This is a genomic window from Alteromonas sp. KUL42 (genome assembly GCF_006538325.1).
In the GTDB taxonomy this organism is placed as follows: Bacteria; Pseudomonadota; Gammaproteobacteria; order Enterobacterales; family Alteromonadaceae; genus Alteromonas.
Genome location: NZ_BJKK01000001.1, coordinates 536,283 through 559,003, shown reverse-complemented (window position 1 = coordinate 559,003; position 22,721 = coordinate 536,283). Strand labels below are relative to the sequence as shown.

Annotated in this window: 20 protein-coding genes and 5 tRNA genes; 6 read left to right on the top strand and 19 right to left on the bottom strand. The window is 42.3% G+C overall.

All coding sequences use genetic code 11. From position 1 onward, the window contains the following. Nucleotides 1-345 precede the first annotated feature (345 nt). From clpX to EYR97_RS02370, 8 genes are all read right to left on the bottom strand, one after another. The gene (gene clpX / locus EYR97_RS02405; protein ID WP_131092228.1) at nt 346-1,620 is read right to left on the bottom strand and encodes an ATP-dependent protease ATP-binding subunit ClpX; all 1,275 of its coding nucleotides are present in this window, start codon (nt 1,618-1,620) and stop codon (nt 346-348) included. A 74-nt stretch (nt 1,621-1,694) separates the two neighbouring features. Next, nucleotides 1,695-2,324, bottom strand: a complete 630-nt coding sequence (gene clpP / locus EYR97_RS02400; protein ID WP_131092227.1) for an ATP-dependent Clp endopeptidase proteolytic subunit ClpP — start codon at nt 2,322-2,324, stop codon at nt 1,695-1,697. A 98-nt stretch (nt 2,325-2,422) separates the two neighbouring features. Further along, a complete protein-coding gene (gene tig, locus EYR97_RS02395) occupies nt 2,423-3,727 on the bottom strand; it encodes a trigger factor (protein WP_131092226.1) in 1,305 nt (434 codons plus the stop codon). 338 nt (nt 3,728-4,065) lie between these two features. Continuing rightward, nucleotides 4,066-4,142, bottom strand: a tRNA-Pro gene (locus EYR97_RS02390). A gap of 42 nt (nt 4,143-4,184) precedes the next feature. Continuing rightward, nucleotides 4,185-4,269, bottom strand: a tRNA-Leu gene (locus EYR97_RS02385). Nucleotides 4,270-4,275: 6 nt separating this feature from the next. Beyond that, a tRNA-His gene (locus EYR97_RS02380) sits at nt 4,276-4,351 on the bottom strand. 93 nt (nt 4,352-4,444) lie between these two features. Beyond that, nucleotides 4,445-4,521, bottom strand: a tRNA-Arg gene (locus EYR97_RS02375). 23 nt (nt 4,522-4,544) lie between these two features. Then, nucleotides 4,545-4,621, bottom strand: a tRNA-Pro gene (locus EYR97_RS02370). 420 nt (nt 4,622-5,041) lie between these two features. Between EYR97_RS02370 and folD the strand changes: the two genes are divergently transcribed. The 6 genes from folD (at nt 5,042) to EYR97_RS02340 (ending at nt 11,494) form a co-directional block, all read left to right on the top strand. Continuing rightward, entirely contained in the window at nt 5,042-5,896 is an 855-nt protein-coding gene (folD, locus tag EYR97_RS02365) for a bifunctional methylenetetrahydrofolate dehydrogenase/methenyltetrahydrofolate cyclohydrolase FolD (protein WP_131092225.1), read from the top strand. Between the two features lie 161 nt (nt 5,897-6,057). Further along, nucleotides 6,058-6,657 (top strand): DUF1415 domain-containing protein, encoded by a 600-nt coding sequence (locus EYR97_RS02360; protein WP_131092224.1) that lies wholly within the window; start codon nt 6,058-6,060, stop codon nt 6,655-6,657. Nucleotides 6,658-6,782: 125 nt separating this feature from the next. Continuing rightward, the gene (gene tsaA / locus EYR97_RS02355; protein WP_131092223.1) at nt 6,783-7,493 is read left to right on the top strand and encodes a tRNA (N6-threonylcarbamoyladenosine(37)-N6)-methyltransferase TrmO; all 711 of its coding nucleotides are present in this window, start codon (nt 6,783-6,785) and stop codon (nt 7,491-7,493) included. A gap of 352 nt (nt 7,494-7,845) precedes the next feature. Continuing rightward, nucleotides 7,846-9,564, top strand: coding sequence for a proline--tRNA ligase (locus tag EYR97_RS02350; protein WP_131092222.1), 1,719 nt, complete (start codon nt 7,846-7,848; stop codon nt 9,562-9,564). Nucleotides 9,565-9,600: 36 nt separating this feature from the next. Further along, entirely contained in the window at nt 9,601-10,443 is an 843-nt protein-coding gene (locus EYR97_RS02345; protein ID WP_131092221.1) for an MBL fold metallo-hydrolase, read from the top strand. Between the two features lie 31 nt (nt 10,444-10,474). Further along, entirely contained in the window at nt 10,475-11,494 is a 1,020-nt protein-coding gene (locus tag EYR97_RS02340) for a phospholipase A (RefSeq protein WP_242634848.1), read from the top strand. Between the two features lie 83 nt (nt 11,495-11,577). Here the strand turns inward: EYR97_RS02340 and EYR97_RS02335 are convergent, their stop codons facing one another. The 11 genes from EYR97_RS02335 to guaA all read right to left on the bottom strand — a co-directional run bounded on the left by EYR97_RS02335 (nt 11,578) and on the right by guaA (nt 22,693). Continuing rightward, complete coding sequence (locus tag EYR97_RS02335) at nt 11,578-12,477, bottom strand: histone deacetylase (RefSeq protein ID WP_131092334.1); 900 nt, start codon at nt 12,475-12,477, stop codon at nt 11,578-11,580. Between the two features lie 155 nt (nt 12,478-12,632). After that, nucleotides 12,633-14,255 carry a methyl-accepting chemotaxis protein gene (locus tag EYR97_RS02330; RefSeq protein WP_131092220.1) on the bottom strand — a complete coding sequence of 541 codons (1,623 nt, stop codon included), beginning with the start codon at nt 14,253-14,255 and terminating at the stop codon, nt 12,633-12,635. A gap of 266 nt (nt 14,256-14,521) precedes the next feature. Further along, nucleotides 14,522-14,644 (bottom strand): hypothetical protein, encoded by a 123-nt coding sequence (locus EYR97_RS22115; protein ID WP_258313182.1) that lies wholly within the window; start codon nt 14,642-14,644, stop codon nt 14,522-14,524. Between the two features lie 31 nt (nt 14,645-14,675). Then, nucleotides 14,676-15,935 (bottom strand): SGNH/GDSL hydrolase family protein, encoded by a 1,260-nt coding sequence (locus tag EYR97_RS02320; protein ID WP_165477961.1) that lies wholly within the window; start codon nt 15,933-15,935, stop codon nt 14,676-14,678. Continuing rightward, nucleotides 15,922-16,575: a carbamoyltransferase C-terminal domain-containing protein gene (locus EYR97_RS02315; RefSeq protein ID WP_207308034.1), complete on the bottom strand. Its 654-nt coding sequence runs from the start codon at nt 16,573-16,575 to the stop codon at nt 15,922-15,924. The genes EYR97_RS02320 and EYR97_RS02315 overlap by 14 nt, the downstream gene beginning before the upstream one ends. A gap of 12 nt (nt 16,576-16,587) precedes the next feature. After that, the gene (locus tag EYR97_RS02310) at nt 16,588-17,703 is read right to left on the bottom strand and encodes an SGNH/GDSL hydrolase family protein (RefSeq protein WP_165477960.1); all 1,116 of its coding nucleotides are present in this window, start codon (nt 17,701-17,703) and stop codon (nt 16,588-16,590) included. Then, nucleotides 17,690-19,528 carry a carbamoyltransferase gene (locus tag EYR97_RS02305; RefSeq protein WP_131092217.1) on the bottom strand — a complete coding sequence of 613 codons (1,839 nt, stop codon included), beginning with the start codon at nt 19,526-19,528 and terminating at the stop codon, nt 17,690-17,692. The genes EYR97_RS02310 and EYR97_RS02305 overlap by 14 nt, the downstream gene beginning before the upstream one ends. Before the next feature lie 8 nt (nt 19,529-19,536). Next, nucleotides 19,537-19,686: a DUF5989 family protein gene (locus tag EYR97_RS22015; RefSeq protein WP_219996016.1), complete on the bottom strand. Its 150-nt coding sequence runs from the start codon at nt 19,684-19,686 to the stop codon at nt 19,537-19,539. A gap of 14 nt (nt 19,687-19,700) precedes the next feature. Beyond that, nucleotides 19,701-20,099 carry an SxtJ family membrane protein gene (locus EYR97_RS02300; protein ID WP_131092216.1) on the bottom strand — a complete coding sequence of 133 codons (399 nt, stop codon included), beginning with the start codon at nt 20,097-20,099 and terminating at the stop codon, nt 19,701-19,703. Nucleotides 20,100-20,175: 76 nt separating this feature from the next. Continuing rightward, nucleotides 20,176-20,394, bottom strand: coding sequence for a hypothetical protein (locus EYR97_RS02295; protein ID WP_131092215.1), 219 nt, complete (start codon nt 20,392-20,394; stop codon nt 20,176-20,178). A 721-nt stretch (nt 20,395-21,115) separates the two neighbouring features. After that, nucleotides 21,116-22,693, bottom strand: coding sequence for a glutamine-hydrolyzing GMP synthase (gene guaA, locus EYR97_RS02290; RefSeq protein WP_131092214.1), 1,578 nt, complete (start codon nt 22,691-22,693; stop codon nt 21,116-21,118). Between the last annotated feature and the right edge of the window lie 28 nt (nt 22,694-22,721).

Here is a 22,721-nt window from a genome sequence, read left to right as displayed (position 1 = left end):
GTTTACTTTTGGTAAATGAGGATTTCACAAAATTTACCTACAAGGGACTCAAAAAAGTTTATTAAAACATCGACCATAGTTTTTGTTCAGCGTCGTGAGCGAAGTTGGGCAAAGACGGATGTTGATGAAAAAATTGGGATTTAATGCTGAGTCAATTCTTAGACAACACTCGCCGTTTTTAGACCGCGTCAGCGAGCATGGTTTAGACAAGGCGGGAAATTTTGGGGAACCGGAGTTTACTTTTGGTAAATGAGGATTTCACAAAATTTCCCAACGCGGTATAAACCAGCGCAGTAGCGGTTTAAAAACAAAAAAGGCCCCTAGGGCCTTTTTTAGCTCTCTAGATCACTCAGAGGCTGCTTTCTTTTCGTTGCTATCATAAATCAAAATCGGCTTCGACTCTCCGCGAATAACCGTTTCATCGATAACCACCTTGCTGACATTTTCCATGGAAGGAAGGTCATACATGGTATCTAGCAGTACCGCTTCTACAATTGAGCGCAAACCGCGTGCACCGGTTTTACGCTCCATTGCCTTTTTCGCAATAGCGTTTAATGCATCATCACGGAACTCAAGCTCTACGTCTTCCATAGAGAAAAGCGCGCCATATTGCTTGGTAATGGCATTCTTTGGTTCGCGAAGGATTTGTATAAGCGCCTCTTCGTTCAACTCTTCTAAGCTTGTGACCACTGGTAAACGGCCAATAAACTCTGGGATCAAACCGTATTTCACCAAATCTTCTGGCTCAACTTGCTTGAACAATTCGCTAATTTGCTTACCATTGTCTTTTGACTTAACCGTTGCACCAAAGCCGATACCTGTGTCTTTCTGAGCTCGTTGGTCGATAACCTTATCAAGTCCAGCGAATGCTCCACCACAGATAAACAAGATTTTAGAAGTATCTACTTGAAGGAATTCTTGTTGCGGATGCTTACGGCCACCTTGTGGTGGTACTGACGCTACCGTACCTTCGATAAGCTTGAGCAACGCTTGTTGCACGCCTTCACCTGATACGTCACGAGTAATAGACGGATTGTCTGATTTACGAGAAATCTTATCAATCTCATCGATATACACTATACCGCGCTGCGCCTTTTCCACATCATAATCGCACTTCTGCAATAGCTTTTGGATGATGTTCTCAACGTCTTCACCAACATAACCCGCTTCGGTCAAGGTGGTAGCATCGGCCATTGTAAATGGCACATCTAATAACCTAGCAAGCGTTTCAGCAAGTAAAGTCTTCCCGCTGCCGGTAGGGCCAATAAGCAAGATGTTACTCTTGCCAAGCTCAACGCCATCGTGAACATCACCATTGCGCAGACGCTTATAATGGTTGTACACCGCAACTGACAATACTTTCTTCGCGTGTTCTTGACCAATTACATAATCGTCAAGATGCGCGTGGATCTCACTTGGTTTAGGTAGTGCATCCTGCTTTTGCTTTGGCGAAATTTCCTTGATTTCTTCGCGAATGATATCGTTACATAACTCAACACACTCGTCGCATATGAATACCGACGGGCCTGCTATTAATTTTCTTACTTCGTGTTGGCTTTTGCCACAAAACGAGCAGTACAGTAGCTTGTTATCACCGTCACCGCTTTGCTTATCACTCATTACTTTTGCCTCTGCCTTGCCCGAGCCTAAAACCAAAACGTGCAATGCACTGGCTCGGGTCTACTAATACTATACTACTTAGTTGCGGCTACGTCAGATCGATTTGTTAAAACTTGGTCAACAAGACCATATTCTTTCGCTTCTGTCGCACTTAAGAAATTATCACGGTCCGTATCGCGAGCTACTTTTTCGTAGTCTTGGCCAGTGTGGTCGGCCATCAGACGGTTTAATTTCTCTTTAATAGACAGAATTTCTTTAGCATGAATTTCAAAATCTGACGCTTGGCCTTGGAAACCACCAAGCGGTTGGTGGATCATGACGCGAGAATTAGGTAGACAATAACGCTTACCTTTTGCTCCTGCAGACAATAAGAAGGCACCCATACTGGCGGCTTGCCCCATACAAACCGTACTAACGTCAGGCTTGATGAAATTCATTGTGTCGTAAATTGCCATACCCGCCGTTACAGAACCGCCTGGTGAGTTAATGTAAAGGAAAATATCTTTCTCGGGGTTCTCTGCTTCTAAAAACAGCATTTGAGCAACGATGAGGTTGGCCATGTGATCTTCTACTTGCCCAACTAGGAAAATAACATTTTCTTTTAATAGGCGAGAATAAATGTCGTAAGAGCGCTCACCTTTAGAGGTTTGCTCTACAACCATTGGGACAAGTGCATTCATAGGGTCAAACGGGGTATTAGTCATAGCTACCTTGATTATCTAGCGTTAAAAACAAAAATGCTCGGAAGGCTCCGAGCATTTAAGCAGTTGCTGACAAGTATTGTCAATCAGACAGTAAAAATTTACGCCTGTTTGTTCATAACCTCGTCAAAAGCTTTAGTTACTTCAGTAACTTTTGCTTGCTCAAGAACCCACTCGATTGCTTGTTCTTCTAGCGCAACGTTTTGCATCTGCTGCATAAGCTCTTGGTTATTGTTGTAGTAGTCAATAACTTCTTGAGGATCTTCATACGCAGACGCTGCTGTTTCGATCATTTCGTTTACTTTCGCTTCGTCAGCTTTAAGTTCGTTGTTCTTGATCACTTCTCCTAGAAGTAGACCAATTGAAACGCGACGCTTTGCGTTGTCTGTGAACAATTCAGCTGGAAGTTCAGGTAAGTTTTGACCACCACCTTGCTGGCTGAAACGTTGCTTAGCTTGTTCGCGAAGTGCATTAACTTCTTGGTCAATTAGCGCTTGAGGAATATCAATCTCATTTGCTTCAACTAGCTTAGCAATAACGTTTTCTTTAACCTGTGCTTTAAGCGTTTGGTTTAGTTCACGCTGCATGTTCTTGCGAACTTCAGCTTTAAGCGCGTCTACACCGCCTTCTTCAACACCGAAAAGTTTCGCAAATTCTTCGTCAACTTTAGGAAGGTTTAGGCCTTCAACTTTTTTCACAGTTGCTTGGAATACTGCGTCTTTACCCTTAAGGTTTTCAGCGTGGTAATCTTCTGGGAAAGTCACTTCAATAGTCACTTCTTCACCCGCTTTCGCACCTACAAGAGGCTTTTCGAAACCAGGGATCATACGGTTTTGGCCAAGCTCAAGAGCAAAATCTTCCGCTTTACCGCCTTCGAATTCTTCACCGTCGATAGAACCAACGAAGTCGATGATTACTTTGTCATCTTTCTTCGCTTTGCGCTTCACTTCTTTCCAAGAAGCGTGTTGCTTTTGAAGCGTTTCCATCATGTTATCTAGATCTTCGTCAGTAATCTCAACTACTGGCTTTTCAATCTCGATATCGCTAACACCTTTCACTTCTACTTCTGGGTAAACTTCGAAAGATGCAGTAAATTCTAGGTCCTGACCGTCAACATCTTTAGTCAGTTCGAACTTTGGCATACCAGCCGGTTGAATTTTTTCTTGAATAACCGCTTGGTAGAAGTTCTGCTGCATAACATCGCCAGCTACTTCCTGACGTACAGCTTGGCCGAAACGCTTTTGAATTACGCTTACAGGAACTTTACCTGGGCGGAAACCGTTGATACGTTGTGTTTTTGCCAACTGCTGTAGGCGTGACTTAACTGCTGAATCAACCGTGTTAGCAGGAACGGTGATAGTAAGACGGCGTTCTAAACCCTGGGTCGTCTCGACTGAAACTTGCATTATGTTACCTCAACTATACGCCTTTACAGGCGTTTTGTTCTCAATCCCCTCTCCCGTCATGCATCGTTTGCATATCACTCCGGGGTAGAGGTCGTTATCTGACGTTAAAAGAATCATGGTTTGGACACATTATAAGTATGTGTAAAAACAACCTGAAACAAACGTACTGGTTAAAAAAACGACGCGGTAGTATACAGCTGCATATCACAAGAGTCGAGAGGGAAACACAAGTTTGTCGTCGCCATTTGCGTATAATATAGACAAACGAGCGCAAAACACGCATTAAGTTTTAATTAGATATGCATCAAGGATATTTTCGAAGAAAGAAGAGAGATAAATGGTCGGTGAGACAGGATTTGAACCTGCGACCCCTTGTACCCAAAACAAGTGCGCTACCAAGCTGCGCCACTCACCGACAGAGATATCTTTGGAAAGCTTTTGAAAAAGCTTGAAAACATGGTGCGGAAGGAGAGACTTGAACTCTCACGCCGTGAAGCACTGGAACCTAAATCCAGCGTGTCTACCAATTCCACCACTTCCGCAAAAAGTGGGGTGGACGATGGGACTTGAACCCACGACAACCGGAATCACAATCCGGGGCTCTACCAACTGAGCTACGCCCACCATAGAGGTGCTTGCATAGTTTACATGTGAATTGTAAAACATGTAAACTCGAAAATTCTGCCATCCGTACTGTCAGGACCTACCTGACCCGCATGGCGCGCCCGGCAGGATTCGAACCTGCGACCCACGGCTTAGAAGGCCGTTGCTCTATCCAGCTGAGCTACGGGCGCTCGGCGAATCTTCGCTGCAAAAGTGGTCGGTGAGACAGGATTTGAACCTGCGACCCCTTGTACCCAAAACAAGTGCGCTACCAAGCTGCGCCACTCACCGACTGTTGTAGCGGCTTTGCGAGTTGTTTTAACTCCGTGCCGTTACGGGGTGCGAATATTACTGACATCCCCCCACCTCGTCAAACACTTTTTTAAATAAAATTTCCAACCGCTCACAAAGCGCGCATTCTCGCGTTTTTTTGAACAAAAAGAGTGATAAACGAACAATTTGGCGTAAGTTTGATGTGGGAAAACCGCTTGTGATCAGTGATTGATAAATTGCATTCTATGATAGCCAGCACCCTATTTTTCATTTCAAGCACAATTTTATGAATAATAAACAGTAAAAAAGCGCTTTGAGTCAGAATAATCAACGCGCTTTTTATCTAAATGCCAAAAGACTAGTGCTGCTGTATCGTTTTGTGAAACAATATAGGCCACTTGTTGACCATCAATTTTTTTGAAAAGAATATATAAGCCTATGACCGCCCATCTCATCGACGGCAAACTTATTGCCAAGCAAGTTCGCCAGCACGTTACTTCTTACGTAGATTCACTTATTCAAGCTAAAAAGCGCCAACCAGGACTTGCAGTAGTCTTAGTAGGAAGCGATGCAGCATCACAAGTATATGTTGCAAACAAACGCAAAGCTTGTGAGGAAGTTGGCTTTATATCACGTTCTTTTGATTTACCTGCAGATACCACTGAAGAAACATTACTAAAGGTAGTAGACGAGCTAAATAACGATAGCGACATTGACGGCATCCTTGTTCAACTGCCACTTCCAGCGGGCCTAAATGCGGAAAAAATACTAGAACGCATTCATCCTCATAAAGACGTAGATGGCTTCCACCCATACAATATCGGTCGTTTAGCACAGCGTATACCTGCACTTCGCCCTTGTACGCCCAAAGGCATTATGACGATGATCGAATCGACAAAGCGTCCAATTAAGGGGTTAGACGCAGTTATTGTAGGTGCATCGAACATTGTTGGTCGCCCAATGAGTTTAGAATTACTACTTGCTGGATGTACGGTCACCACCTGCCATAAATTTACGCAAGACTTAAAGAATCATGTTTCTCGAGCAGACCTATTAGTGGTTGCCGTGGGTAAGCCTAACTTTATCCCTGGTGATTGGGTAAAACCCGGCGCAATTGTCATTGATGTAGGCATTAACCGTCAAAACGACGGCTCATTAGTTGGCGATGTGGATTTCGAAAAAGCACAAGAACGCGCGGGCTGGATAACCCCAGTGCCAGGTGGCGTAGGCCCTATGACGGTTGCCAGTCTTATTGAAAACACATTAGAGGCGTACGTTAAGTATCATTCTTAATTTATATCAGTGAAAAGAGCAGCCCCACAATTTTTGATATCACAATTGGATGGTTGTGGTGAGCTGCTTAAAAGCAGCTGAACGATACTACTGAAAAATAAGCCCTCACAAAATGTGGTGAAATCGCATTAGAAGAACAAACGTCAGAAAATAGAAGCGTCATGTCAAAATCAATCGAGCCTTTAGGCGCTACGCTGCCTGATGAGCACTATAAAGCGGTAACAATGAAGTGGGTGGATGATATTGTTATCAAACACAATTTTTGCCCTTTCGCGCGCTTTGTCAGAACCCCCAACCAAATACGCTGTGAAGTCGTTTATGGTGATGCAGGTGTTATTTTAGAAACCTTATACAATGAACTGACACATCTAGATTCTTCTACTGACACCGCCACGACCCTACTCATACTGCCTGCACCTGTGTTAGCGGATTTCGAGGAATATCTAGACATATTGTCAATTGCTGAACATATGCTACAAGAATGGGGATATGTCGGTATGTATCAGCTGGCAAGTTTTCATCCCAATTATGTCTTCGACGGCAATACCGACGATGACGCAGAAAACTTTACCAATCGTTCCCCCTACCCTGTTTTGCATTTAATCAGAGAAAGCGATATTTCTCGCTATATGAAAAATGAAGACGATGCTGAGAAGATTTACACTCACAATATTCAAAAAGCGAAAGATTTGGGCTGCCCGTACTTTAAAGAAACGCTTTTAACGATAAAAAGAACAGGCTTACCAAGCGGTAAGCCCTAAAGAGAATGGGTCCAGGGAGACCTCTTAATCACTTGCCCGCGTACTTTAACGGTCAAATATGAGAGTTATATGACAGTTCATTATTTTTCTTTGGTTTATTACTGCATTTTCGGTACATATTAACTATGTCTTCCACCTATACACTATCTCCAATCGCCTCTATTTCTACGCCATTCAAACAAAAATTTGCAATTCCTCGCCAACCTGGATTGGCAAAAGCACAAGGCAAAATTACGTTTGAAGACGGATACGATGGAAAGTCGATGCTAAAAGGAATTGAAGACTACAGTCACCTTTGGTTGCTATTTTTGTTTCATGAAAATATCGAGAAAGGGTGGAAAAATACTGTTAAAGCACCGCGATTCGGGGGCAATAAAACAGTAGGTGTATTGGCAACCAGAAGTACCCACAGACCCAACAGTATTGGTATGTCTGTGGTATCGAACAAAGGAATACACTCAGATGGCGGGAGTTTATATCTGGAGGTCGAAGGAGTAGACCTTGTTGACGGTACGCCTATTATCGATATAAAACCTTATCTGGCCTATGCGGATAGCCTTACGTCGGCGACGGACAAACTGGATAATTACCAGCCGATACCAAATCGTTGCGTATCCTTTGATAGTGGCATTGCTAATGTTGTACAACGTGTTGAGCAACAGAACAAAGGGTTTAAAGATTTGGTAATCAATGTTTTGGCTCAAGACCCCCGACCAGCTTACAAGCAGCACATAGATGACGACCCCAAAACCTATAAAGTTGCCTTGTATGACAAAGACATTGGTTTTGTTGTCCGGAACGGCCATGTTGTCGTTACTGAGATAAATCCACGATAAACTCACGTGTCTGTGGCGAAATTGCTCACAGTTAATTAGAATACGATAGAGCCTGTTTATCTTTGTTCATAAATTGTGCATGAGTCATTTTTTAGTCAGGCAATCGCAAATGTACGTGGTTTGGTGGGCCCAAATAAGTGCATTTGTGGGCAGTTTGACTAAAAAATGGCCATGCCCCAGTGGGGTTGGGGCCAAAATTGCCCCTCACTTTGTTATTACTGGCTTATTTGGGTCACCAAACTGCACCAGTAACGCCTTGTGATGGACAATTTTGACCGCCAACACAAAAAATGAACAAAGATAAACAGGCTCTAGATCAACGATAAATTTTATTACAGGAAACCTGCTTTACATGCGCACTAGTCAATATTTGCTTGCCACGCAGAAAGAAACACCTTCAGATGCGGAAGTTATCAGCCACCAGCTTATGCTTCGCGCTGGTATGATCAGAAAGCTTGCTTCAGGTCTTTATACCTGGCTTCCATCTGGCCTACGTGTACTCAACAAAGTTGCCAATATTGTTCGCGAAGAAATGAACAAAGCAGGCGCGATTGAAGTGTTGATGCCAGTGGTTCAACCTGCCGATCTTTGGGAAGAATCTGGCCGCTGGGAAGAGTATGGCCCAGAGTTGTTGCGCATCAAAGACCGCCATCAGCGCGACTTCGTGCTTGGTCCAACACACGAAGAAGTTATCACTGCGCTGGTTCGCAATGAAATTAGCAGCTACAAGCAATTGCCACTAAATCTGTACCAAGTGCAAACCAAATTCCGCGACGAAGTTCGCCCTCGTTTTGGTATTATGCGTGGACGAGAGTTCACCATGAAAGACGCTTACAGTTTCCATTTGGAAGATAGCTGTCTAGAAGAAACTTACCAGAAAATGTATGACGCTTATTGCAATATATTCTCTCGCATGGGGTTAGACTTTAGAGCCGTTATTGCAGATTCTGGTTCAATTGGTGGTAACCATTCACATGAGTTTCACGTATTAGCTGAATCGGGTGAAGATGACATTGTATTCTCTAATGAGAGTGATTACGCCGCAAATGTTGAAATGGCCCCTGCAGTAGCCCCTGAAAAAGCACAGGCTTCGGGAGCCCCAGCAGAAGTTAAAGATGCCAAAGGCAAAGACCTAGAAGGCATATTTAACAGTGTTGATGCCAAGATTGATAACGCGGTTAAGGTAGTTGTTGTTAAAGCAGCAAATGAACTAGACAGTAAAGGTCAAACCATCGAGGCCGATAACTGGGTTGCTCTTGTACTTCGCGCCGATCACACACTAAATGATGTAAAAGCAGAAAAAATTGATGGTGTGGCATCGCCGCTTGTTGAAGCTACATTCGAAAAAGCAAAAGAAGTGCTTGGCGTTTCACCATTTTTTGCCGACGCAACGCAACTTACGATTCCAACATTTGTTGATGCAAGTGCTGCTGCCCTTGCCGACTTCACCTGCGGTGCCGGTGTAGGCGGCAAAGTGACTATCAATGCCAACTGGTCAGAAGCACTGACAACTGTTGATATTCGCAATGTTGTAGCCGGCGACGCATCGCCAGATGGTAAAGGTACGCTTGATATCAAGCGCGGTATTGAGGTTGGTCACATTTTCCAGCTAGGCACTAAATATTCTGAGGCCATGAACTGCGGTGTATTAACCGAAACAGGAAAGCATCAAACGCTAACTATGGGCTGCTATGGAATTGGTGTGTCTCGTATTGTGGCGGCTGCCATTGAACAAAACCATGATAAATTCGGAATAAAGTGGCCAGATCCTATCGCGCCATTTAAAATTGCAGTTATACCAATGAACATGCACAAATCTCACCGCATTAAAGAAGCGGCCGAGAAACTTTACGAAGAGCTACTGGCACTTGGTGTAGAGGTATTATTCGACGATAGAAAAGAACGCCCAGGTGTTATGTTTAATGACATGGAATTAATTGGTATACCTCACAGTATTGTTATTGGTGAAAGAAACCTCGACAATCAACAAGTTGAGTATAAGAATAGACGTACTGGCGAGAAACAGCTATTGGATCTCAGTGCAGCAAAAGACTTTGTCGCCGCACTCTAATATTTGAACTTGCCTTCCAACTAGGAAGACTGGCGTATGCGGTTAACATTCTATGGCGTAAGAGGTTCCATTCCCACTCCAGGGGCGGACTATATCCGCTATGGAGGCAACACCGCATGCGTTCATGTTGCTTTAAAGGACGGTACTGATATCGTCCTTGATTCAGGAACGGGTATTCGTTTATTGGGCGAATTGCTCATTCAAAAAAGCTCCCCTATTCATATTTTGCTCAGTCACAATCATTGGGATCATATTCAAGGCTTTCCATTCTTCATGCCTATTTACCAAGACGGTCGTGAAATCAATATTTATCCCGGGCAAACGCTTCTCAATGAACCAACCCAAATACTGCAACAAATGGAAGGGTCGTTGTTTCCCGTCCCCAGCGCAGCATTAAAAGCCAACATTCAAATTCAAACCTTGCACACAGACCAGCACAAATTTGCTATTGGCGAAGCCTCCATTAGGCGCTTACCCCTTAATCATCCGGGTAGAGGCAGCGCTTATACCCTAGAGGTAGGAAACAGTAAAATTGCTTACATTACAGATAATGAGCTATATCCTCCTTACAAGAAAGAAACCGAATTTTTAGAGTTCGTTGAATTTGCCCGTGATGCGGATTTACTAATTCACGACGCACAATATATGGTTTCCGATATGCCCAAGAAAAATGGATGGGGCCACTCAGTTGCCGAAGAAGCGGTTAAATTAGCAATGGCATGCAATGCTAAGAAACTCGCTTTATACAGCCACGATCCAGAACGCACCGATGATGATATTGACAATGTGGTAACGCATTGCAAAGAGTACATCGCTGTCGCAGAGTCAACATTACAAGTATTTGCTTCAACGGAAGGCCAAACACTGGACTTCAATTAAATCACTACAACCCTTTTTATGGAGAACAAAGGTGTCCGTGTTAAAATTCATCGGCATTGCTATTGCAATATCCGTCAGCTTTTTTACTTATTCACAAGAGAATAGTGAGCATCAATCCAATCAACCTAATAAATCTGGGCAACCCGCACAAGTAGATGAATCAAGTTCAAAGGAAGAAGAGCAAGATAGTTCATCATCTCTCGGCATTGAAATTATCGATATTATTAAGCGTGATACCACCACACAAAGTGCTATGGATCAGCGTTTAGAAGGCGATAAAGAAGCCCTGGACAATGTGTTTGCAATTACGCAACACAGACAAAACTACTTACTGCCCATTACCTATGTTTCAAACCCAAACTCAGCAGGAAATGAAGAACTGACTGAAGACAACGTTGATAACAAAGAAGCCACATTTCAGGTGAGCATGAAATTGCCTCTATACCTTGAAGATACTGGCTTTGACGGTGTTTACTTTGGCTTCACGCTAAAGTCTTTTTGGCAGTTATACAACGAGGAAGTCTCAAAGCCATTTAGAGAAACAAACTACGAACCTGAAGTATTTTGGCAAGAAACCGCTGACTATTCCGTACTTGGCTATAAGTTCAACGCGTTTCAGGTTGGCTTCAACCATATGTCAAATGGACAAAGCGGACTGCGCTCTCGAAGCTGGAATCGCCTTTTTGCCTCTATTGTATTTAGTGATAACGACGATATCTATTACTTGAAGACTTGGTATCGTATTCCCGAAGATGAGAAAAAAGACCCCTTAGATCCTAAAGGCGACGACAACCCTGACATTTTGGACTATTACGGTCGCGCTGAATTTGGTTATGGTAGAAAAATTGGTGCCTTTAAGATTTTAGCGTTAGTGCGGAATAACCTTGATTTCGATACTAATCGCGGCAGCATTCAACTTGATTTGACCTACCCGGTTTCAGACCGTTATGAATTGCTATTCCAGTATTTTAACGGCTACGGCGACTCTCTCATTGACTATAACCGCTCCCAAGAACGCATAGGTATTGGTTTCCAACTTCTATTCCTATAACTGCATAGTCATTTCCAGCAGCAGATTAGTGCTGCTGGAAAGCGATATGTTCATAAAATGGCAATTCGCCAAGGCCAACAACCCTAAGCTATAACACCCGCTGCTCGATAGAGCTGTATATGGACATCAACTAGCGCGATAATATTTCGCTGATAACCACCACCGATGACCGCTGCTATAGGTACACCCAATTGGCTAGCAAGTTGGAATACTTGTTTATCGCGCTCAAACACCCCTTTGGTAGACACATGTAGATGGCCCAAATCGTCATTTACATGAATATCAACGCCGGCATCATAAATAATGGCATCGGGCTGGAACTGACGAAGTGATAACGTTAAGGCTTCTTCCAGCGTTGATAGATACTCATCATCTTCGGCACCTTTTGCCAGACCAATATCTATGTTTGACTGCTGTTTGCGATGAGGAAAATTCTTCTCGCCATGCAGAGAAAGTGTAAAAATATCGTTGTCGTTTTCTGCCAACTTCGCTGTGCCGTCGCCCTGATGCACATCGAGATCAACAATCAGCACATTGTCAATACCGTCATATTGCTGCATTTTTTTAGCGGCGAGGTATAAATCATTAAACAGGCAAAAACCTGAGCCAAAATCGGCAAATGCGTGGTGATACCCTCCTGTTAAATTCAACGCTTTGCCTTCTGTCACTGCTAACTCAGCCGTTAAACACGTTCCCGCTACCGCTGTTCTCGTGCGCTCAATGAGTTGCTCTGACCATGGAAAACCAATGCGTCGCATGGCTTGTTTTTCCAGTGTACCTTGCGTGAGCGCATTGACATAATCTGAGTGATAAAAGGACTTGAGTGTTTCAACAGATATTGGTGAAGGTCGAAAAAATTGGGAATCAGGCACGCCCCTTTTAATAAGTTCATCACGAATACCCACATATTTTTCGATGGGAAATCGGTGCCGCTCAGGTAAATTAAGCTGACTATAAATGGGGTGAAACACAAGCGGTATCATAAACAAACACACCTGAACAACAAAAGGAAGGCCAACGAATAATACCAACCCACACAGGAGCTTACTCACTCTGAAACGGCAGACTCCTCTGCGGCTTGGTATAAACACAAAAAAACGGAGCATTAAGCTCCTTTTTAGATACTGGCAGACGGGGGTTAACGGGTCAAACTATTCACCACTTTTTCCACGTTATGCGACATACTCTTCATTGAACGAGACATATCATCTCGTTGGGCCAACTGATGATATCGCTCAGACGACGACACCACATTGCTAATGATGGTTTCAACGTGGCGTAAGACTTCTTCTTGCTCATCTGCTGCGTCATTGAGGGCAACCACAACACTTGCGGTCTCTTGAATATCTCGTACAACATTATTGAGTGTTTCAAGCGCACTGGCTGCCTCTGTCGCATTGGTGTCAGATAGTTGCTTACCTGATGCCATAGCTGCTACAGCGCCTTTTGCTTCGGCTTCAAAGCTACTTAAAATATCGTTGATCTCTTTAGTGGATTGCTGTGTTTTAGCTGCAAGCGCACGTACTTCATCTGCAACTACTGCAAAGCCTCTTCCGTGCTCGCCAGCACGAGCAGCTTCAATAGCGGCATTGAGTGCCAATAGATTAGTTTGATCTGCAATTTCATTAATCACATTAACCACTTTTAAAATATTGGTACTGCGACTTTGAAGCTCTGACACAATATCACTAGACTCAGTGACCGTCTTAGCTAACTGTTTAAAACCTAGGTTTGCTTTTTGGAATGTAGCATAGCAACTTGCTACGTTTTGCTCGGAGTTATTGGTTGCAACCGCAACCTGATCAGTGATGGTAACTAGGTTTTGTACAATTTCTCTTAATTTATCAGTACTATTGTCTAGTGAGTGTGACGCATCGCGCTGCTCGTTTGCACCATCCATTATCGATTGGCTAACATTTCCTAACGTGCCAAATGCCCGTTCCATTTCAACTTCAGCTTCTTGTAACTGATCTACTGACTCTTTCAATTTACTTTGCAGAGCACGCGCTGAATCGGCCAATACACCCAATTCATGGTGACTCGAATACGTTAATGCGTAATCATAACGGCTATTAGCAAGGTTTGAGATACAAGATGCAATCTGCTTGGTTGGCTTGATAACTTGTTTGCGCAATCGCGAAATTACATAAACCATAGACAAAACAGAAAGCGCAATGGCCGCAACTAAAATGGTCCACAGCATGCTTCGAGTATTTGCTTTAAGCTCAGCAATAGAATTTGCAGATTCCTGGGCAATATCGTTTGCAATACTAGCAAGTAACTTAGCCGGCTCTCTATCAATACCACGAACGTAACTGTCACCGACTTTTGAGTCGAAATTAGCTGCAACAAAAGCGTCGTAGCCTTCTCGGTATTTCTGGGCCATTAAGGCATGTGCCTTTTGGAACTGTCGAATTTCATCTTTCGCTTTGCCGCTTACCACTTCATTTGTCAGCATTAAATTAAATTGCTTAGTTATTTCAGCTTCTCGCTGCTTAAAGCGCTCCCAATATTTTTCTCTGTCGGCTTGCTTGTGGCCGCGCAATAGCACGTTCTTCCATTCTTGAACTTGGGTTTTAAACGTACTTAGGGTTTCATTTACATCACGCTCTGACTGTACAAGTGTATTTTCTAAATCATCAAAGGCGTTTAGCAAAGTGAATGATTTATAAATAGAGGCACCATTAAGTAATACGAGAATAAAAAAGCTGGCTAGAACAGGCGTCATAACTAAACGACTAATGCTAGTGTAATTGAGCACAATAAACCCTTAACGATTGAGGTATGTCGAACCACGTCATTAGATGATATTTTTATGACATTGGTGTTACATAGAATGAGGATATAAAAATAATATGCGATTAGAGCGTGTTGCCTGAAAAACAATACATATATTGTACATAAAAAGAAAGAGCCCTAAGGCTCTTTCATATTTGGTTATTTAACAAACCGTAACCAAGCACGCATTATTCCCACTCCGCACGGTTTCTCCACGCTTGAGTTTGTCAGCTATCGCTTGTAGCCTTTCTAAGGCGCTTGGTTTCTTCGGCAGTCAGTTGGCGAACGCGGATTAGCTTTTTCAATTCGCTCTCGCAGCAACTTACTGAGTTTATTGCTTTGCTTATTTTGACTGTCAAACCACTCACTCATTCTCTCCTTTAAGCGTCTAACTTTCCTTCAATCATTCATTCAGAATCGTCGATAAACATCCATGTAATACCTCAGCAACTGCTGTGGAACCATTTTCATTAAAATGAACATCATCATAAAAATACTCGATTGTGGGAGGGATTTCTTTAGCAAGATCACAAAAATGAATATTATTCTCATTGGCAATTTCAAAAAGTTTTTGATTATACAGTTGGGATATAGCGATAAGAGATTTGAGATCTAATGTGTATTCCACATTTGGTGGAGTCATCCATAGCCTTTCCTTTAAATCCTTCGTTAACCGCGTTGAATATGCAGAAGGCTGGCTTACAAAAATGCAAAGATATGAGTTGTTGTTACACCGAGTTGCAATCCATCTTACATACGACTCATAGCTAGAGTCTATGTCCTCGGGGAAAAACTCTCTAACATCATTCCTCTCTAATGAGTTATTTTGTAGACTGTAATAAATACCGTATTCTTCACTCACACAATATTCTTCAGTTACACAGTATTCTTCAATCACATTGTATTCTTCTTCTGACATATCAAAATGTAGCGAACTAAACAGCATTTTTGCAAAACTTAAACCTTTCCAAATTAAAGTTTCACTGAGATCGATTGGTAATTCATTTTCGTCATTACCTATATAACCTTTAATATGGCTATTCCAATCATTTACTCCCATGAGAAAAATATATGCATTTGGATAATAATTCTCTGTTTGCATCATCGTGGCTAAGTGATGTCTCGCTCTTAGCCCAGAAACACCGGTGTTTATTACTTCGAATTTTTTGTTTTGTGAATTGTTGAGACTTATTTGGAGAAGACTCGTCCAAGTTTGATTATCATCAACAAATATTTCTTCCGTTGTACTTGCACCAATTGCAAAAATTCTGAAAGAATCATTGTTGTTGTAATCTATATCACTAAGGCTTCTAAAGCCCATTTCATCGGTAGATATAGTATTGATACCCTCAAAGTTTGGCATCACGTCACCACGTACAATTAACCTTTTGAAGAAATTGGGAGGCAAAGTCTTGTAGTCGTTAATCGGTAGAAAACTGGGTGTAAAAAAATTTGCACAAAGAAGTAAAATACAACTTACAGAAAACGTTTCAAATTTCTTTTTGAACAAAAATAGAACACTTGGTATTAAAAGTATTTGGAAAACGAAGAAAAATACAACATAGGAAGATTGTTGAGTCCAATTTTGCGGTAATGAAAAAAATAAAGTAATTTCAATAGCCAAAGTAATTATTGAAATAGGAATAAACTTAATACAATTCATAACGTTCCACATAATTATCTTTAAGCGTTTCGTCTTGCTGCTCTTTATAAAGCACGTAATTACCGACAGCTAAGACATCCATTTCCGCACCCATAAAGCACTTGAATGAATCTGTTGGTGTGCAAATTATTGGTTCGCCACGCACATTGAAAGATGTGTTTACAACAAGTGGACAGCCAGTCTTTTCTTTGAATTTCGAAATTACAGCGTGGTACTTAGGGTTTGAATCAGCGTGTACTGTCTGTATTCGTGCAGAATAGTCAACGTGTGTAATTGCTGGTATTGAAGAACGCGGTACATTTAACTTATCAATTCCAAACAAAGCCTCTTCATCTTCTGTCATTGGACGACGTTTATCTTTTTGTACGTCTGTAACCAAAAGCATGTAAGGGCTATCAGTCTCATGCTCAAACCAATCACCAACATCTTCTCTTAAGACACTTGGCGCAAATGGACGGAAACTTTCGCGATACTTTACTTTGAGGTTGAGTTGTTTTTGCATCACTGGTGAACGTGGGTCCGCAATGATACTGCGCCCACCTAATGCACGTGGACCAAACTCCATGCGTCCTTGCATCCAACCCACCGCTTTTTCATCAGCTAACGCGGATGCTACTGATTGATTTCTTTTGATTTTCATACCACTCACTCATCAATTGATGCTGTTGACAAGATTATCCACTAAAATCTGATGAGCTTGGGGACCGACGTGACAAAAATCAATATAACAGTTATTACAGCTGTCATAGGCTGTTGTTAAGTCAACAAAATCAATATTCGCATCAGCAGCAAGTTGTCTAATGAGAGGATAAACTGCTTGGTACTGCATACTCAATGCAGTATCGTTTGCACTGTTAAGATTTAAATATTCAATGTCGGCGCTGCCAATGAACGCAACGGGCTGTAATATTGCAGTAAACTTCCCGCCGCGATTTGTAACAAGGTCTGAAGCGACTTGCCAGGTTTCTACAAGCATTCTTGCAATTTCTTCAGCTCTGCGGGGATCTGATGAGCATTTGTAATTCTCCGAAGCGATAGAAGACGCCCCAGCCATACCTAACTTACGGGTTACTGCTTGTAAAAATTGCGTCAACTGTTCAAACAACTTTGCAAAACTATATTTTTCATTACTTTTGGTTGAAAGAATGCTTTGTATTTGTTGCTCACGTCCAGTACCAAGCCCAGATATTTCGCTTCTACACCGATGAGCTACGTCATTTACGCCATCATAAAAAACCACGTGCCTTCCAGAAAAATCCACCGATGAATTGGCTAATAAGTAATTTGTTAATAACGAAAGAGACTGTCTCGCAATGTAGCCAGGTTCTCCAAAGTTGGTGACACGAGTGTTTAAACGCTCTGCAAAGATTGATGGGTAGGTGTTATCGTCATTAACGCCCGTTCCCCAAGTGGTAGATCCACCAAAAAATAAGTATTTGTCAGCGTTGATGGTTGGATTAGTTGGCTCATAAGTTTCTCTTAATCCATCTGATATGTTGATTGTTTCACCTTCAAAATCGTCCATTCTCCACGTGATATAGTCGAAATATGTAACTGGGAGTTTTGAAAATTCAGCAAAGTGAATAGAAGCCCATTCTATGCCGTTATATAATTCTAAGCGAGCCCTAGTATCTTCCGAAGATTTTTTTGTTTGTTCACTAAATGATAGGGAATAGATCGAGTACGCTATTGGCGGTGTTAACAGAAGCATACCCAATAAGCCGAATGTGATAAAAAGATTAGCAAATAGTATTTTAATCCAGCTCATAGCGTTCCTCATAATTCTCTTTAAGTGCTTCATCTTGATGCTCTTTGTAAAGCACGTAGTTACCAACAGCTAAGACATCCATTTCAGTACCCATAAAGCACCTAAATGCATCTGTTGGTGTGCAAATGATTGGTTCACCGCGCACATTAAATGACGTATTTACTACCAACGAACATCCAGTCTTGTCTTTAAATTTTGAAATTACAGCGTGGTACTTAGGGTTTGTCTCAGCGTGTACTGTCTGTATTCGTGCAGAATAGTCAACGTGCGTAATTGCTGGTACGGAAGAACGTGGCACGTTTAGTTTATCAATACCAAATAGTTTCTCTTCATCTGTAGTCATTGAGCGACGTTTATTGCTATGTACGTTTGCAACCAATAGCATGTAAGGGCTATCAGTTTCGTGCTCAAACCATTCACCAACATCTTCTCTTAAGACACTTGGCGCAAATGGACGGAAACTTTCGCGATATTTAACTTTTAAATTAAGTTGTTTTTGCATCACTGGTGAACGTGGGTCCGCAATGATACTGCGCCCACCTAATGCACGTGGACCAAACTCCATGCGTCCTTGCATCCAACCCACCGCTTTTTCATCAGCTAACGCGGATGCTACTTCTTCAATCATTTCAGCTTCGGATAGCTTTTTGAATTCTGCACCACAAGCTGTAAGTTCAGCTTCAATTTCAGCATCTGTAAACTCGGGGCCTAAGTAAGCTCCCTTCATTGAATCACGTTCAGTTGAAGTAACACGCTCTTTACCATGATGTAGATACCATGTTGAAAGAGCAGCACCTAAAGCCCCACCAGCATCACCAGCTGCGGGTTGAATCCAAATATTGTCAAAGATTTTTTCGCGTAGCAAAATGCCATTTGCAACACAGTTGAGTGCCACACCGCCAGCAAGACATAGATTACGTTCACCAGTTTCTTTGGCTATTCCTCGCGCTAACTCAAGAACGATATCCTCAGTCACCTTTTGAACTGATGCAGCTAAATCCATTTCTCGCTGCGTAAGCTCTGTCTCAGACGTACGTGGTGGACCGCCAAACAATGCGTCAAACTTTTTATTTGTCATTGTTAAGCCAGTTGCGTAATCGAAGTAACTCATATCGAGCTGGAAGCTACCATCATCGGTAACGGCGATGAGTTTTTCTCGTATTAAGTCTGCGTAACGTGGCTCTCCATACGGAGCTAAACCCATCACCTTGTATTCGCCAGAGTTAACCTTAAACCCTGTGTAATAGGTGAATGCAGAGTAGAATAAGCCGAGTGAATGTGGAAAGTGTATTTCCTTCAAAACTTGTAAATCACTACCTTTACCAATCGCGAGAGATGTTGTTGTCCATTCACCTACACCATCTAGCGTTAACACTGCAGCTCTATCAAAGGGAGAAGGATAGTATGCGCTTGCTGCATGTGATAAGTGATGCTCAGAGAACAACAAACGCTCACGCCAATCAACACTATCACCAAGTGTTGACTTCAACTCTTTAATGAGTGCAGACTTTTGAAAAAGTTTGTCTTTAATCCAAACTGGCATCGCTTTAGCGAAGCTTGTAAAACCTTTCGGTGCGAATGCTAGGTACGTTTCAAGTAGTCTCTCAAATTTAACAAACGGCTTTTCATAGAACACGACATTGCCAATATCCTTTGCTGCTATTCCAGCTTCTTTTAAGCAATACTGAATTGCATGATTAGGAAAGCCAGCGTCGTGTTTCTTACGAGTAAAGCGCTCTTCTTGTGCTGCGGCAACAATCTCACCATCTTTAAGTAAGCATGCCGCGCTGTCGTGATAAAAGGCAGAGATACCTAAGATATACATACGCTGTTCTAAAAAAGTGTGTAAATGAAAGGTGCTACTACAGAACCTTGCGCAAGTACCAGCAAACCTCCAAGGATCAACATTACGATAATGATAGGAGCAAGCCATAGTTTCTTTCGTACACGTAAAAACGCCCAAAGTTCTTTTAAAAAATCCATTTCATTAACCTTTATTAAAATTGCTGTTTGAATGATTCAGGTTTGATTGGTTCACCGCGCGAAATCCAGTAACTAGTTTTCTGAGTAAACTTTAAACGTAGCTCATCTCGCCCACTGAGACGCATGAGAATTGCAATGGGTGTGAAGAGCCCAAAGAAAATAATCCCTAGTACGATTGGGCTAACTATCATGCCAAGTAAAAGCCCCAAACGCATCCATAGCTTGTTTAGAGGTAGAAGTGCATCGTTCTTTATCAGTGTGACAAGCAGAAATATCATTGCTGCTGCAACAAACACATATGCCAAAGTTGAATTGTCTGAGCAATAGAAATAAGCTGCTACCACTGCGAAGACGAACACAGAGAAAAAACCAAAATTTCGATTGGAAGGAAGTTCAATTTCAGAGAATTTCATCTTTTGTCTCTCGTTGCTTTCTGAATGCGGAGTAATTGGCTAAGATGCTCATACTGCTCACGCTCATCTACGCCATCTAGTTAGTTAAATGCGGGGCATTGCTCGCTGTCGATGGCTGTTGTAATTCAGCAGCGGCTACGTCATCAATTAAAAGCGCTTCGATATTACGTTTGCTACTCAAAGTAGATATAGCACTCTCGCCTAAATTAAGAATTGTGACGCCACCGTAATTAGTTGGCGCAGCAACAACATTCACTTCTTCTAATTCAAGCAATGGTAGCAACTGCAGTTTCACTGCATCTCTTTTGGAGGCTCTAAACGCAAGCTTAATTGCTATTACCCTTATTCTACTGCTTTTCCGCCCTTCAGCAAGTCAACCTTTCAATATACCGGCAGTTGTAACAGTATGATTTAACTAGAAACTTCGCTAGAGATAAAATTCAATTAACTAACCAGGTCAAAATGCCAAAGAAAACATTAACAGCTGTATTTAAACGTGAGTGTGCAGAGCTAGTCGTTTTTTATGGTTATAAAAACAAAGATGTAGTAGCGATGAATGTTGGATTATCTTTAATTCAATGCTGGTAAACCAATACAGAAAAGAGCAACATGGTATCACGCAAAAAACTAGTGCATTAACGCCTGAGCAAATTCGTACTCAGGAGTTAGAAAAAGAAGTTGAGTAACTAAAAAGTGACAATAGCCTGTTAAAAAAGCTTCAGCCTTTTCGCTATGGAAATGAACAGCGGGAAACTGTTTAGATAATATGGTTACAGAACGACTCTTCCGCAGTTTGAAATCAGAACGAATTAACTACCGTCGTTATCAAACAAGGCGTGAAGTAATGACTGGTATTATTGAATGCATCGAACAATTTTCAATCAAAAACAGCGGCATTATAAATTAGGAAATATCTCACCTACAGAGTACGAGATAAAATCAATAAATTACTTCTGTATGCAAAAGTGATGTGTAAGCCATCAACTCAATCAAATCAATGACTTACACAAGACAAACTACTCCCACTCAATCGTGGCAGGCGGTTTACCTGAAATATCGTAAACCACACGGCTAATACCGTCGACTTCATTGATGATACGGTTAGACACCTTTCCTAAGAAATCGTATGGCAAGTGCGCCCAATGTGCGGTCATAAAGTCAATGGTTTCTACTGCACGCAAGCTTACTACCCAATCGTACTTGCGCGCATCACCCATTACGCCCACAGAGCGTACCGGTAAGAATACTGTAAAGGCTTGGCTTACTTTCTGGTATAAATCGGCAGCGTAAAGCTCTTCAATGAAAATAGCATCAGCACGGCGAAGTAAGTCGCAATACTCTTTCTTAATTTCACCAAGTACGCGAACACCAAGGCCTGGTCCTGGGAAAGGATGGCGATAAAGCATGTCGTACGGCAAACCTAGCTCAAGGCCAATTTTGCGTACTTCATCTTTGAATAGCTCACGCAGAGGCTCAACAAGGCCTAGCTCCATATCTTCAGGCAACCCCCCCACGTTATGGTGCGATTTAATAACGTGTGCTTTACCCGTTGCGGAGCCTGCTGATTCAATCACATCAGGGTAGATAGTCCCTTGTGCTAACCACTTGGCATTTTCGCGTTTGCTCGCTTCTTCGTCGAAGACACGAACAAACTCGTTACCAATTGCTTTGCGCTTAAGTTCTGGATCTTCTACACCTTTCAATCGATCTAGGAAACGCGCTTCTGCATCAACACGAATAATATTTAAGCCGAAGTGGTCGCCGAACATTTCCATGACTTGGTCCGCTTCATTTAAGCGAAGTAATCCATTGTCTACAAATACACAGGTTAATTTAGGACCAATTGCACGGTGAAGTAACATGGCCGTTACCGATGAATCTACACCACCAGAAAGTCCAAGGATAACTTCTTCGTCACCCACTTTTTCTTTAATACGCTCAATAGCATCTTCAATAATAGCGCCAGCGGTCCATAATTTTTCACACTTACAAATATCCATGACAAAGTGTGTAAGTAGACGCATACCTTGACGGGTGTGAGTTACTTCTGGGTGGAACTGTACACCGTAGAATTGCTTCTCTTCATTGTACATTGCCGCATGGGGGCAAGATGGCGTTTGCGCTACCGTTTCAAAGCCAGCAGGAATAGACGCTACTTTATCGCCGTGACTCATCCATACATCAAGTAAAGCAGAGCCATTATCGCTAATAGCATCTTCTATTTTATCCAGTAGAGGACTTGGTTTGACAACTTCTACTTGCGCATAACCAAATTCACGCTTGTCTGAACCTTGTACAGCGCCACCAAGTTGCTCTGCCATTGTCTGCATGCCGTAGCACACACCTAGTACAGGCACACCGGCGTCAAATACGTATTGAGGCGCACGAGGTGAGCCTGTTTCAGTTACAGACTCTGGGCCACCAGATAAGATTATACCTTGTGGATTGAACTCACGAATTTGTTCTTCTGTGACATCCCAAGCCCAAAGCTCACAGTAAACACCGATTTCACGAACACGACGTGCTATCAACTGCGTATATTGCGAGCCAAAATCCAAAATAAGTATGCGTTGCGCGTGTATGTTTGAACTCATAAAAAGCCTTTTTTCTTTTTCCAACCAC